Origin of the sequence: Aeromonas sp. ASNIH4, assembly GCF_002934425.1 — a bacterium.
GTDB classification, from domain to species: domain Bacteria; phylum Pseudomonadota; class Gammaproteobacteria; order Enterobacterales; family Aeromonadaceae; genus Aeromonas; species Aeromonas hydrophila.
Genome location: NZ_CP026217.1, coordinates 615,255 through 631,348 on the forward strand (window position 1 = coordinate 615,255; position 16,094 = coordinate 631,348).

1 protein-coding gene is annotated in these 16,094 nt (G+C 62.5%); it reads left to right on the forward strand.

The window, feature by feature from the left end:
- The first annotated feature begins 129 nt into the window (after window positions 1-129).
- Window positions 130-15,912: a VCBS domain-containing protein gene (locus C2U40_RS02935; protein ID WP_104467476.1), complete on the forward strand. Its 15,783-nt coding sequence runs from the start codon at window positions 130-132 to the stop codon at window positions 15,910-15,912.
- The last annotated feature ends 182 nt before the right edge of the window (window positions 15,913-16,094 follow it).

Below are 16,094 nucleotides of genomic sequence, written 5' to 3' on the forward strand. Positions count from 1 at the left end.
TTCTGTTTAACCGACCGTTCCAGCCTCAAATCAGTCTATCCATTCGAATTTTCTAACTGGTTTCCGGCGCCATTCGCGGGCACATTAGACGGTGGAATATTGCATGCCAATAGAGATTCAGGAGAGAACATGAGCAGCCACAATATCGCATTGGATCAGGACGTCGTCGTTACCCAGTTGAAAGGCAAGGTTTACCTGGTGGCCGCTGATGGCAGCCAGAAGCAGCTCGCCGAAGGCGATATCCTGCCCAAGGATGCGGTGCTGATCACTCCTGAAGGCGCCAGCTTCAAAGGCGGCAACCAGACTTTCACCCTGAGCCCGACCAACGAGCAGCAGGTTGAGGATGAAACGTCTCAAGAGCCGCAGCTTGCCCAGAATGTGCCGTCCGGCAATCCCAATGACATCGCGGCCCTGCAGCAGGCCATCCTGGGCGGCGCCGACCCGACCAAGGCATTTGAAGCATCTGCCGCGGGTGGGGCGCCTGCCGCCGGTGGTGGTGGCATTGGTGGCGTGGCTGGCGCCAGTGGCAACGGTGGTTTCGTTACCATCGATCGTACCGGTGATGCCACCATAGCAGCGGCCGGTTTTGATACGGCCAACCAGACCGATGCCGGCGTGATCGCTGATGCACTGCCGGGTGAAGAGAATCGCCTGATTGATCTCGTCCCGCCGGTGATCACCGTCTCTGCACCTGACAATACCAACGACACGACCCCGACCATTACGGGAACCACGGATGCCACCGCAGGCAGTACCGTGACCCTGCTGGTGACCGATGCCAATGGCAACCAGCAAACCCTGATCACCACCGTCAATCCGGATGGCACCTTCAGCGTGGACGTGACCACTCCGCTGGTTGATGGCTCCTACACAGTGACTGCCAGCGTCACCGATCCGGCCGGCAACACCGGCACCGCGACCGATGACGGCAGCGTGGACAGTACCGCTCCCTCGGCGCCACAAGTGGAAATCCAGGACGGCGCGGACAATGTCATCTCCGCCAACGAGCGCGAAAACGGGGTGGATGTCATCATTCGGCTGCCGGGCGATGCCAAGGCTGGTGATCGTCTCGATGTGGACTGGAACGGTGATGGCGTGCCTGACTCCAGCAGAATTCTGACGACCGACGACATCGGCCGTACCCAGGTCACCCTGACCATCCCTACCACGGATCTGCCGGTCAACGGCCCCATCACTGTGGATGCCACCCTGACCGACCCGGTGGGCAACACTTCGCCAAAGGGGACCGACAACAGCGTGGTGAATGCCGCGCCTCTGCCGGGTGACGACCAGTTCACCGTGGCGGAGGACGGCACCGTCACCATCAATGTGCTTGGCAACGACACGGATGTGGATGGAGATCGTCTCACCATTACCGCCATCAACGGCCAGACCATTGCCGAAGGCGGCACGGTAGCGATCAGCAATGGTTCCGTCACCCTGAGCAATGGCCAGCTGATCTTCACGCCGGCTCCGGATTTCAATGGCAACATCGCGTTTGAATACACCATCACCGATGGCCTGAACAGCGCCACTGGCGGCGTGACCGGGACTGTTACGCCGGTCAACGATGCGGCTGTCATTACCGGCACTGACACCGGCGGCGTGGTGGAAGACGAAACCAACCCGACCCTGACCGAGACCGGCACCCTGAGCGTGACCGACGTGGACGGTGCCGACGAGGCCAAGTTTGTGGCCGGCAACGGCGTGGCCAGCGCGGGCGCACTGGGCAGCCTGACCATTACCGAAGGCGGTGCCTGGACCTACAACGTTGACAACAGCAAGGTGCAGTACCTGGGCGAGGGCGAGACCAAGGTCGAGACCTTCACCGTGGCCTCGGTCGATGGCACCACTCACACCGTCACCATCACCATCACTGGCGTCAACGATGCGGCTGTTATTACTGGCACCGACAGCGGTGCGGTGACGGAAGATGCCAGCCCGGATGTACTGACTGACAGCGGCACTCTGACCGTGACCGATGTGGACGGCGCCGACGAGGCCAAGTTCCTGGCTGGCAACGGCACGCCGAGTGCGGGTGCACTGGGTAGCCTGACCATCACCGAGACCGGTGCCTGGACCTACAACGTCGACAACAGCAAGGTGCAGTACCTGGGCGAAGGTGAGACCAAGGTCGAGACCTTTGTGGTCAAGTCGGTGGATGGCACCGAGCACACCGTGACCATCACCATCACCGGCGTCAACGATGCCGCGGTTATTACCGGTAGCGACACTGGCGCGGTCACCGAAGACGAAACCAACCCGACCCTGACCGAGACCGGCACCCTGAGCGTGACCGACGTGGACGGCGCCGACGAGGCCAAGTTTGTGGCCGGCAACGGCGTGGCCAGCACTGGCGTACTGGGCAGCCTGACCATCACCGAGACCGGTGCCTGGACCTACAACGTCGACAACAGCAAGGTGCAGTACCTGGGCGAGGGCGAGACCAAGGTCGAGACCTTCACTGTGGCCTCAGTCGATGGCACTACTCACACCGTCACCATCACCATCACCGGCGTCAACGACTCTGCCGTGATCGGTGGCACTGACAGCGGTGTGGTCACCGAAGATGAAAGCACCCCGCTGCTGACCGAGACCGGCACCCTGAGCGTGACCGACGTGGATGGGGCGGATGAAGCCAAGTTCCTGGCTGGTAACGGCACCCCGAGCGCGGGCGCACTGGGTAGCCTGACCATCACCGAAGGCGGGGCCTGGACCTACAACGTCGACAACAGCAAGGTGCAGTACCTGGGCGAGGGTGAAACCAAGGTCGAGACCTTTGTGGTCAAGTCCGTGGATGGCACTGAGCACACCGTGACCATCACCATTACCGGCGTCAACGATGCGGCGGTGATCGGTGGCACTGACAGCGGTGCAGTCACCGAAGACGAGACCAACCCGCTGCTGACCGAGACCGGCACCCTGAGCGTGACCGACGTGGACGGGGCCGACGAGGCCAAGTTCCAGGCTGGCAACGGCACCCCGAGCGCCGGTGCACTGGGCAGCCTCTCCATCACCGAAGGCGGTGCCTGGACCTACAACGTTGACAACAGCAAGGTACAGTACCTGGGCGAAGGCGAGACCAAGGTCGAGACCTTTGTGGTCAAGTCCGTGGACGGCACCGAGCACACCGTCACCATCACCATTACCGGCGTCAACGATGCCGCGGTGATCACCGGTAGCGATACTGGCGCAGTCACCGAAGACGAAACCAACCCGACCCTGACCGAGACCGGCACCCTGAGCGTGACCGACGTGGACGGGGCCGACGAGGCCAAGTTCCAGGCCGGCAACGGCACCCCGAGCGCCGGTGCGCTGGGTAGCCTCTCCATCACCGAAGGCGGTGCCTGGACCTACAACGTTGACAACAGCAAGGTACAGTACCTGGGCGAAGGCGAGACCAAGGTCGAGACCTTTGTGGTCAAGTCGGTGGATGGCACCGAGCACACCGTGACCATCACCATCACTGGCGTCAACGATGCCGCGGTGATCACCGGTAGCGATACTGGCGCAGTCACCGAAGACGAGACCAAGCCGCTGCTGACCGAGACCGGCACCCTGAGCGTGACCGACGTGGACGGGGCCGACGAGGCCAAGTTCCAGGCTGGCAACGGCACCCCGAGCGCGGGTGCACTGGGTAGCCTGACCATCGATGCCGATGGCAACTGGACTTACAACGTGGCCAACGGCGACGTGCAGTACCTGGGCGAAGGCGAGACCAAGGTCGAGACCTTCACCGTGGCCTCGGTCGATGGCACCACTCACACCGTCACCATCACCATCACTGGCGTCAACGATGCCGCGGTCATTACCGGTAGCGATACTGGCGCAGTCACCGAAGACGAAACCAACCCGACCCTGACCGAGACCGGCACCCTGAGCGTGACCGACGTGGACGGCGCCGACGAGGCCAAGTTCCAGGCTGGCAACGGCACCCCGAGCGCGGGTGCACTGGGTAGCCTGACCATCGATGCCGATGGCAACTGGACTTACAACGTGGCCAACGGCGACGTGCAGTACCTGGGCGAAGGCGAGACCAAGGTCGAGACCTTTGTGGTCAAGTCGGTGGATGGCACCGAGCACACCGTGACCATCACCATCACCGGCGTCAACGATGCCGCGGTGATCACCGGTAGCGACACTGGCGCAGTCACCGAAGACGAAAGCAACCCGACCCTGACCGAGACCGGCACCCTGAGCGTGACCGACGTGGACGGCGCCGACGAGGCCAAGTTCCAGGCTGGCAACGGCACCCCGAGCGCCGGTGCACTGGGCAGCCTCTCCATCACCGAAGGCGGTGCCTGGACCTACAACGTTGACAACAGCAAGGTACAGTACCTGGGCGAAGGCGAGACCAAGGTCGAGACCTTTGTGGTCAAGTCGGTGGATGGCACCGAGCACACCGTGACCATCACCATCACCGGCGTCAACGATGCCGCGGTGATCACCGGTAGCGATACTGGCGCAGTCACCGAAGACGAGACCAAGCCGCTGCTGACCGAGACCGGCACCCTGAGCGTGACCGACGTGGACGGGGCCGCCGAGGCCAAGTTCCAGGCCGGCAACGGCACCCCGAGCGCGGGTGCACTGGGTAGCCTGACCATCGATGCCGATGGCAACTGGACTTACAACGTGGCCAACGGCGACGTGCAGTACCTGGGCGAAGGCGAGACCAAGGTCGAGACCTTCACCGTGGCCTCGGTCGATGGCACCACTCACACCGTCACCATCACCATCACTGGCGTCAACGATGCCGCGGTCATTACCGGTAGCGACACTGGTGCGGTCACCGAAGACGAAACCAACCCGCAGCTGACCGAGACCGGCACCCTGAGCGTGACCGACGTGGACGGTGCTGACGAGGCCAAGTTTGTGGCCGGCAACGGCGTGGCCAGCACTGGCGCACTGGGCAGCCTCTCCATCACCGAAGGCGGTGCCTGGACCTACAACGTTGACAACAGCAAGGTGCAGTACCTGGGCGAAGGCGAGACCAAGGTCGAGACCTTTGTGGTCAAGTCCGTGGACGGCACCGAGCACACCGTCACCATCACCATTACCGGCGTCAACGATGCGGCGGTCATTACCGGCACTGACACCGGTGGCGTGGTGGAAGACGAGACCAACCCGCTGCTGACCGAGACCGGTACCCTGAGCGTCACCGACGTGGACGGCGCCGACGAGGCCAAGTTCCTGGTCGGCAACGGCACCCCGAGTGCGGGTGCGCTGGGCAGCCTCGCCATCACCGAAGGCGGTGCCTGGACTTACAACGTCGATAACAGCAAGGTACAGTACCTGGGCGAAGGTGAAACCAAGGTCGAGACCTTTGTGGTCAAGTCCGTGGACGGCACCGAGCACACCGTGACCATCACCATCACCGGCGTCAACGATGCCGCGGTGATCACCGGTAGCGATACTGGCGCGGTCACCGAAGACGAGACCAAGCCGCTGCTGACCGAGACCGGCACCCTGAGCGTGACCGACGTGGACGGGGCCGACGAGGCCAAGTTCCAGGCCGGCAACGGCACCCCGAGCGCGGGTGCACTGGGTAGCCTGACCATCGATGCCGATGGCAACTGGACCTACAACGTCGACAACAGCAAGGTACAGTACCTGGGCGAAGGTGAAACCAAGGTCGAGACCTTTGTGGTCAAGTCCGTGGACGGCACTGAGCACACCGTGACCATCACCATTACCGGCGTCAACGATGCGGCGGTGATCGGTGGCACTGACAGCGGTGCAGTCACCGAAGACGAGACCAACCCGCTGCTGACCGAGACCGGCACCCTGAGCGTGACCGACGTGGACGGGGCCGACGAGGCCAAGTTCCAGGCCGGCAACGGCACCCCGAGCGCCGGTGCGCTGGGTAGCCTCTCCATCACCGAAGGCGGTGCCTGGACCTACAACGTTGACAACAGCAAGGTGCAGTACCTGGGCGAAGGTGAGACCAAGGTCGAGACCTTTGTGGTCAAGTCGGTGGATGGCACCGAGCACACCGTGACCATCACCATCACCGGCGTCAACGATGCCGCGGTTATTACCGGTAGCGACACTGGCGCGGTCACCGAAGACGAAACCAACCCGACCCTGACCGAGACCGGCACCCTGAGCGTGACCGACGTGGACGGCGCCGACGAGGCCAAGTTTGTGGCCGGCAACGGCGTGGCCAGCACTGGCGTACTGGGCAGCCTGACCATCACCGAGACCGGTGCCTGGACCTACAACGTCGACAACAGCAAGGTGCAGTACCTGGGCGAGGGCGAGACCAAGGTCGAGACCTTCACTGTGGCCTCAGTCGATGGCACTACTCACACCGTCACCATCACCATCACCGGCGTCAACGACTCTGCCGTGATCGGTGGCACTGACAGCGGTGCGGTCACCGAAGATGAAAGCACCCCGCTGCTGACCGAGACCGGCACCCTGAGCGTGACCGACGTGGATGGGGCGGATGAAGCCAAGTTCCTGGCTGGTAACGGCACCCCGAGCGCGGGCGCACTGGGTAGCCTGACCATCACCGAAGGCGGGGCCTGGACCTACAACGTCGACAACAGCAAGGTGCAGTACCTGGGCGAGGGTGAAACCAAGGTCGAGACCTTTGTGGTCAAGTCCGTGGACGGCACTGAGCACACCGTGACCATCACCATTACCGGCGTCAACGATGCGGCGGTGATCGGTGGCACTGACAGCGGTGCAGTCACCGAAGACGAGACCAACCCGCTGCTGACCGAGACCGGCACCCTGAGCGTGACCGACGTGGACGGGGCCGACGAGGCCAAGTTCCAGGCTGGCAACGGCACCCCGAGCGCCGGTGCACTGGGCAGCCTCTCCATCACCGAAGGCGGTGCCTGGACCTACAACGTTGACAACAGCAAGGTACAGTACCTGGGCGAAGGCGAGACCAAGGTCGAGACCTTTGTGGTCAAGTCCGTGGACGGCACCGAGCACACCGTCACCATCACCATTACCGGCGTCAACGATGCGGCGGTGATCACCGGTAGCGATACCGGTAGCGTGGTGGAAGACGAAACCAACCCGACTCTGACCGAGACCGGTACCCTGAGCGTCACCGACGTGGATGGCGCCGACGAGGCCAAGTTCCTGGTCGGCAACGGCACCCCGAGTGCGGGTGCACTGGGTAGCCTCGCCATCACCGAAGGCGGTGCCTGGACTTACAACGTCGATAACAGCAAGGTACAGTACCTGGGCGAAGGTGAAACCAAGGTCGAGACCTTTGTGGTCAAGTCCGTGGACGGCACCGAGCACACCGTCACCATCACCATTACCGGCGTCAACGATGCCGCGGTGATCACCGGTAGCGATACCGGTAGCGTGGTGGAAGACGAGACCAACCCACTGCTGACCGAGACCGGCACCCTGAGCGTCACCGACGTGGACGGCGCCGACGAGGCCAAGTTCCTGGTCGGCAACGGCACCCCGAGTGCGGGCGCACTGGGTAGCCTCGCCATCACCGAAGGTGGCGCCTGGACCTACAACGTCGACAACAGCAAGGTACAGTACCTGGGCGAGGGTGAAACCAAGGTCGAGACCTTCACCGTGGCCTCAGTCGATGGCACCACTCATACCGTCACCATCACCATCACCGGCGTCAACGATGCGGCGGTCATTACCGGCACCGATACCGGCGGCGTGGTGGAAGACGAGACCAACCCGACCCTGACCGAGACCGGCACCCTGAGCGTGACCGACGTGGACGGCGCCGACGAAGCCAAGTTCCTGGCCGGCAACGGCACCCCGAGCGCGGGTGCACTGGGTAGCCTCGCCATCACCGAAGGCGGTGCCTGGACCTACAACGTCGACAACAGCAAGGTGCAGTACCTGGGTGAGGGCGAGACCAAGGTCGAGACCTTTGTGGTCAAGTCGGTGGATGGCACCGAGCACACCGTGACCATCACCATCACCGGCGTCAACGATGCCGCGGTGATCACCGGTAGCGATACTGGCGCAGTCACCGAAGACGAGACCAAGCCGCTGCTGACCGAGACCGGCACCCTGAGCGTGACCGACGTGGACGGGGCCGACGAGGCCAAGTTTGTGGCCGGCAACGGCACCCCGAGTGCGGGTGCGCTGGGCAGCCTGACCATCACCGAAGGCGGTGCCTGGACCTACAACGTCGACAACAGCAAGGTGCAGTACCTGGGCGAGGGCGAGACCAAGGTCGAGACCTTCACCGTGGCTTCGGTCGATGGCACCACTCACACCGTGACCATCACCATCACCGGCGTCAACGATGCCGCGGTGATCACCGGCACCGACACTGGTGCGGTCACCGAAGATGAAACCAACCCGACTCTGACCGAGACCGGTACTCTGAGCGTGACCGACGTGGACGGGGCCGACGAGGCCAAGTTCCAGGCTGGCAACGGCACCCCGAGCGCGGGTGCACTGGGTAGCCTGACCATCACCGAAGGCGGTGCCTGGACCTACAACGTCGACAACAGCAAGGTGCAGTACCTGGGCGAGGGTGAGACCAAGGTCGAGACCTTTGTGGTCAAGTCCGTGGATGGCACCGAGCACACCGTGACCATCACCATCACTGGCGTCAACGATGCCGCGGTGATCACCGGTAGCGACACTGGTGCGGTCACCGAAGATGAAAGCACCCCGACTCTGACCGAGACCGGTACCCTGAGCGTGACCGACGTGGACGGCGCCGACGAAGCCAAGTTTGTGGCCGGCAACGGCGTGGCCAACACTGGCGCGCTGGGCAGCCTCTCCATCACCGAGACCGGTGCCTGGACCTACAACGTCGACAACAGCAAGGTGCAGTACCTGGGCGAGGGCGAGACCAAGGTCGAGACCTTCACCGTGGCCTCGGTCGATGGCACCACCCACACCGTCACCATCACCATCACCGGCGTCAACGATGCCGCGGTCATTACTGGTAGCGACACCGGCGGCGTGACCGAAGACGAAACCACCCCGACTCTGACCGAGACCGGTACCCTGAGCGTCACCGACGTGGATGGCGCCGACGAGGCCAAGTTCCTGGCCGGCAACGGCACCCCGAGCGCGGGTGCACTGGGCAGCCTCTCCATCACCGAGACCGGTGCCTGGACCTACAACGTCGACAACAGCAAGGTGCAGTACCTGGGCGAAGGCGAGACCAAGGTCGAGACCTTCACCGTGGCCTCGGTCGATGGCACCACTCACACCGTCACCATCACCATCACTGGCGTGAACGACTCTGCCGTGATCGGCGGCACTGACAGCGGTGCAGTTACCGAAGACGAGACCACCCCGATCCTGACCGAGACCGGTACCCTGAGCGTGACCGACGTGGACGGCGCCGACGAGGCCAAGTTCCTGGCCGGCAACGGCGTGGCCAGCACTGGTGCACTGGGCAGCCTGACCATCACCGAAGGCGGTGCCTGGACGTACAACGTCGACAACAGCAAGGTGCAGTACCTGGGCGAAGGTGAGACCAAGGTCGAGACCTTCACCGTGGCTTCAGTCGATGGCACCACCCACACCGTCACCATCACCATCACCGGCGTCAACGATGCGGCGGTCATTACCGGCACCGATACCGGCGGCGTGGTGGAAGACGAAACCAACCCGACTCTGACCGAGACCGGCACCCTGAGCGTGACCGACGTGGACGGCGCCGACGAGGCCAAGTTCCTGGCTGGCAACGGCACCCCGAGTGCGGGTGCGCTGGGTAGCCTGACCATCACCGAAGGCGGTGCCTGGACCTACAACGTCGACAACAGCAAGGTGCAGTACCTGGGCGAGGGCGAGACCAAGGTCGAGACCTTCACCGTGGCTTCAGTCGATGGCACCACTCACACCGTTACCATCACCATCACCGGCGTCAACGATGCGGCTGTCATTACCGGTAGCGACACCGGTAGTGTGGTGGAAGACGAAGCCACCCCGACCCTGACCGAGACCGGTACCCTGAGCGTGACCGACGTGGACGGCGCCGACGAGGCCAAGTTCCTGGCCGGCAACGGCACCCCGAGCGCGGGTGCACTGGGCAGCCTCTCCATCACCGAAGGCGGTGCCTGGACTTACAACGTCGACAACAGCAAGGTGCAGTATCTGGGCGAGGGCGAGACCAAGGTCGAGACCTTTGTGGTCAAGTCCGTGGATGGCACCGAGCACACCGTCACCATCACCATCACTGGCGTGAACGATGGCGCTGTGGTGGCGGGGGATGACCTGGGGGCAGTGACCGAAGATCTGAACGTGGTGGGTGGCAAGCTGAGCGACAGCGGCGTGCTGACCATCAGCGATGCGGACCAGGGTCAGGCCAAGTTCGTGGCCGGCAACGGCACCCCGAGTGCGGGCGCACTGGGCAGCCTCTCCATCACCGAGACCGGTACTTGGAGCTACAACGTCGACAACAGCAAGGTACAGTACCTGGGCCTGGGCGAGACCCGGGTCGAGAGCTTCACCGTCAAGAGTGTCGATGGCACCACCCACACCGTCACCATCACCATCACTGGCGTGAACGATGGCGCTGTGGTAGCGGGGGATGACCTGGGGGCAGTGACCGAAGATCTGAACGTGGTGGGTGGCAAGCTGAGCGACAGCGGCGTGCTGACTATCAGCGATGCGGATCAGGGGCAGGCCAAGTTTGTGGCCGGCAACGGCACCCCGAGTGCGGGCGCACTGGGCAGCCTCTCCATCACCGAGACCGGTACTTGGAGCTACAACGTCGACAACAGCAAGGTACAGTACCTGGGCCTGGGCGAGACCCGGGTCGAGAGCTTCACCGTCAAGAGTGTCGATGGCACCACCCACACCGTCACCATCACCATCACTGGCGTGAACGATGGCGCTGTGGTGGCGGGGGATGACCTGGGGGCAGTGACCGAAGATCTGAACGTGGTGGGTGGCAAGCTGAGCGACAGCGGCGTGCTGACTATCAGCGATGCGGATCAGGGTCAGGCCAAGTTTGTGGCCGGCAACGGCACCCCGAGCGTGGGTGCACTGGGCAGCCTCTCCATCACCGAGACCGGTGCCTGGAGCTACAACGTCGACAACAGCAAGGTGCAGTACCTGGGCCTGGGCGAGACCCGGGTCGAGAGCTTCACCGTCAAGAGTGTGGATGGCACCAGCCATACCGTCTCGGTCACCATCACCGGCACCAACGATGCACCGACCCTGAGTATCGACAAGGGGGCCGTGGTCTCCGAAGAGGGGCTGGCCGGCGGCATTGCCGATACGGCAGGCAGCAGCGATACCACCGACAGCGTGGCCGCCAGCGGCAAGATCACGGTCGGCGATGTCGACAGCCAGGATACGCTTACCATCAGCCTGAACGGGCCTGCAGGCCTGACGGCTGGCGGTGCCGCGGTGCAGTGGAGCTGGAATGCCGCCACCAAGGTATTGACCGGTTATACCGGTACACCGGGCGGCGCCGACTACAAGGCGGTCATGGATGTGAAGCTGACCGCGCCTGCCGGTGGCAGCAAGGGCGACTGGAGTTATGACGTGACGCTCAAGGCTCCGCTTGATCATCCGGTCAAGGGCAGTGAAGACGTACTCAACTTCCAGATCGGTGTGACCGTATCGGATGGCAAGACCACCACCACTGGCAGTCTGCCCATCTCGGTCGAGGATGACTCGCCGGTGGCCGGTGACATGGCGGCCGTCTCCGTCATCAAGACCAACATCCCGGATACTCTGACCGGCCTGTTTGATCTGACCAAGTACAGTGGCAGCAACCAGACGACCCTGAACGTGAGCGGCTTCAGCATCACGGCGTTGGGCTTTACCTCGTCGACCAACTCGGCCCTGATCACCGCCAATGTCAACGGTTCCAGCTCTGGTCTGGGGGTTTCCAGCGTCGGTTCACCGAACCACAACCTCGCCAACGAGGTGGACTTCCGCCACTTTGCAAACGGTACTTCTGCTTCCGAGCAGCTGATCGTCAAGCTGGATGCGGGCAAGGTAGCCTATGGCGCCAACATCAAGTTCAGCCAGATGTTCGGTGGCGAGCTGGAGAGTGGCGTGGTCGAGTTCTACCGCGGCGGCGTGCTGATCGGTACCCAGACCTTCAGCTCCAACGCGGCAGGTGGCGACTATGCCGGCAACTTCCAGGTGCAGCAGGGTGGCTTCGATACCATGGTCATCAAGGCCACCAACAATGGTAACGGCCTCTACGCCGACAACAGCGACTTCACCGTGAAGAGCATCGAGTTCCTCGGTGCCACCACGGCGCCGGCCATCGCCTATGGTTCCGGCACGGTCACCCCACAGTGGGGCGCCGACGGCAAGGGCTACATGCAACTGGTCGGTTCTACCGAGACCGGACTGACCACGGCGACCGGCAAGCTGATCACCACCACGATGGAATCGGCCAATACTCTGGTCGGCAAGGCCAGCGATGGCACCTTGGTGTTCCGTCTGGAATTTACCCCGGCCACCGGCAAGTGGGAGTTCTTCCAGTATCAGAACATGTCCAAGCCGCAGGGAGATGGCGACATCGACTTCCAGATCAAGGTGGTGGATGGCGACGGCGACTACAGCCTGGGCTCTTTCGCAACCAAGCCGCTGTTTACGCCTATCGTACAGTCGGTCTCGAGCGAGAGTGCGGCCGAGGGCGGCAACCTGCTGCACACGGTGACGCTCTCTGATGCGACCCAGGAAGCGACCCAGTATGACTTCGGCATCAAGGGCAGCGGTACCAACCCGGCTTCCAGCCTTGACTGGGGTACTGCCCAGTTCAGCAACGGGGTAACCTACAACAGCGCCACTGGCAAGATCACCGTGCCGGCCGGGGTGTCGGGCTTTACCGTGACCATCCCGACGGTGGACGATCGTCTGGTCGAAGCGAATGAGACCCTGACGGTGACCGTGGGCGGTCAGAACGGCATCGGTACCATCATCGACAACGATCGTGCGCCGGTGACCACGGGTGGCTACAGTGCCGGCAAGGAAGACACGCCGCTGGTGCTGAAGTGGGCCCAGTTTGGTGCCAGCGATGATCAGGCCGCTTCTGACCTGAGCGTGCAGATCAACACCCTGCCGCTGAACGGCAAACTGGAGTATCTGAACGCAGCCGGCCAGTGGATCGCGGTGAAGGTGGGGGATCTTGTCTCCTACGCCGATATCGACAGCGGCCACCTGCGCTTTGTGCCTGGCCTCAATGAGTCGAGCACCAATGCCAGCAACGGCAATGGCCTCGTGACCGGCAACCTGCAGGGCGATTACGCCAGCTTTGGTTACCAGATCAGCGACGGCGCCAACCTGAGCAACAGCGGCAAGCTGGTGATCGATATCACGGCGGTCGCGGACAAGCCGGTGGTCGACATCAGCCTGACGGGCAACGGCGTCCCGCTTTATACCCAGTACCCGTCGTCCGGCATCTCCACCGGGGCGTTCCAGAGCGGCAACTTCAACAAGGGCAACTTTGGCATCACCAGCAGCTTTACCGACAGCACCACGACCCAGGACAGCGTGGTGGGGACCAGCGGCAACGACTACATCGTCAGCGTGAAGGGGGGTGGCGATTACTTCGTCGGCGGTGCGGGCAATGATGTATTGGTCGGCGGCAACTCGGTCTCCGGCGATACCCTCGACGGCGGCACCGGCAACGACATCCTGGTGGCCGGACTGGGTGGCGATACCCTGTATGGCGGCGCCGGTACCGACCTGGCCGTACTGATGGGCTCGCGTGCCAACTATGTCATCGAGCGCAGAAGTGATGGCGGTTTCAACTTCCTGGTGAAGGAGAACGGCGTCACCATCAGCAAGTCGCTCTACGACATCGAGCTGGTACAGTTTGATGACGGCATCTACCAGTTCAACCAGACCGACGGCACCCTGACGGCGGTACAGCCGAGCGTGGTGGATTACCCGTTCGAGATCAGCGCTTCCCTGACCGACCGGGATGGCAGCGAGCAGTTCGACAGCCTGGTACTGACCGGCATGCCGACGGGGTCGACCCTCTATCAGGGCTCCACCGTGCTCGGCACCGTGGGGGCAGATGGCAAGCTGACGCTGACCGGTCTGTGGAACCAGAGCGCGCTGGACGTCAAGCTGACCGGCCTGACCCTGCGGGTTCCGGGCAGCAGTGCCGGCCAGTTCGACCTGAAGGTAGAAGCCATCGCCAAGGAAGTGGCGACCGATCAGACCAGCAGTGCATCGGATCAGGATTCGATCCGCATGAGCTACTTCCTTTCCACCGAAGGGGAGCCGGGCGATCAGAACCGCACCTATGGCAACGAGCACAATATCGTGGTCGGGGATCTGGATGGCAGCGTGGTACTGCCGGGCCAGAACTACAACATCGCCTTCATGGTCGACAGCTCGGGCAGCATCGGCAGCAGCGCCATGAACACCATCAAGAGCCAGCTGGCACAGGTGTTCTCCAGCCTCAAGGCGAGCGCCGGCACCGATGGCGCCGGGACGGTCAACATCTTCCTGGTGGACTTCGACACCATGGCCAACAAGTCGGTCAGCGTGAACCTGAAGGACAGCAACGCCCTGAGCCAGCTGCAAGCCATTCTCGACAGCATGGATGGCAGCACCAACAACGGTGGTGGCACCAATTACGAGGATGTGTTCAAGACCACGGCCAACTGGTTCAACAGCTCGACCGTACAGGGTAATACCAATGCCAAGAACCTGACCTACTTCATTACCGATGGTAAGCCGACTTACTATCTGAGCAATGAAGGCAGCAACCCGCTGGTTGATGACTACACCAACAACAACAAAGACGTATATCTCAATCAGCTGCTGCAAAATGGTTATGTGCCTGGTCAGGTATACAAGAACGGTAACTTCACCGTGATTGATGGCCAGGGCGTCGTGTACAAGAGCGATACCTCAGGCAAGGTCTCCACGATCGGTTATATGCGCCCTGATGGTCTGGGTGGTTATACCTACTCGACCCTGGCAGGTAATGGACAGGATTCCACATCCACCACCATCAGCAATGCCGTTGCCGGCTTTGCCTTGCTGACGGGCATGGGGGTCACGGTGGAAGCGATCGGACTGGGGGCCAATATCTCCTACAACGATCTCAAGTCCTACGACTCTGACGGCGTCATCATGACCGGTGTCAACGCCAGTGACCTGGCCAACGCCATCCTGGGTACCTCGGTGAACAACCTGCCGGGCAGCGACAGGATTGACGGCGGTGCCGGTGACGACATCCTGTTCGGTGATGCCATCCACTTCGCCGGCATCAACGGTGAAGGCTACGCGGCCATCAAGCAGTATGTGGCCGGCAAGCTGAGCGCAGGCTCGGTGACCGATGCCCAGGTCCATGACTACATCACGGACCATGCCAGCGAGTTCGATCAGTCCTCCAACAACGACAAGGCGGACGTGCTGATTGGCGGGGATGGCAACGACATCCTGTTCGGTCAGGGTGGCGATGACTTCCTGTTCGGCGGTGCCGGCAACGACATCCTGTTCGGTGGTGCCGGCAACGACACCCTGTACGGCGAGAGTGGCAACGATACCCTGTACGGCGGTAGCGGCAACGACACCCTGTACGGCGGTAGCGGTGACGATACCCTGAGCGGTGGTCTGGGCAATGACATCCTGGTCGGCGGGCTGGGCAATGACATCCTCAAGGGGGATGGCGGCGCCGATACCTTCACCTGGCTGCAGGGCGATACCGCTGCGGGCAGCGTGGCCAAGGATTACGTGGTCGACTTCTCCAAGGCGGAAGGTGACAAGCTGGATCTGAGCGACCTGCTGGATCACGATGGTTCTCGCAACCAGAACGATCTGAAGAGCCTGCTCTCGGTCTTCCAGGACAGCGAAGGGGTTCACCTGCAGGTCAAGGAGAGCAGCGCCGCCCCCGTGACCCAGGAGATAGTGCTGATGAACCACACGTTCGACAGCCTCACCGGCAGCGCGTCGGCCACCTCGTCCCAGGTGATCGATTACATGCTCAACAACAACATGCTGGATATCGACAAGTAATCCGGTCGACCCCAGGCAACAAGCGGCAGATTCATCTGCCGCTTTTTTTATGTCATGGGATTGAAGGGGGCGCTGATTTTCATCGGATAATCAGGGTCGTATCACCGTCGACAGAGAATTGTGAGCGAATGGTTACTGACAAGCTTGAAGAGAGCCCGGCCGCGAGCCGGGTCTCGCTTTTT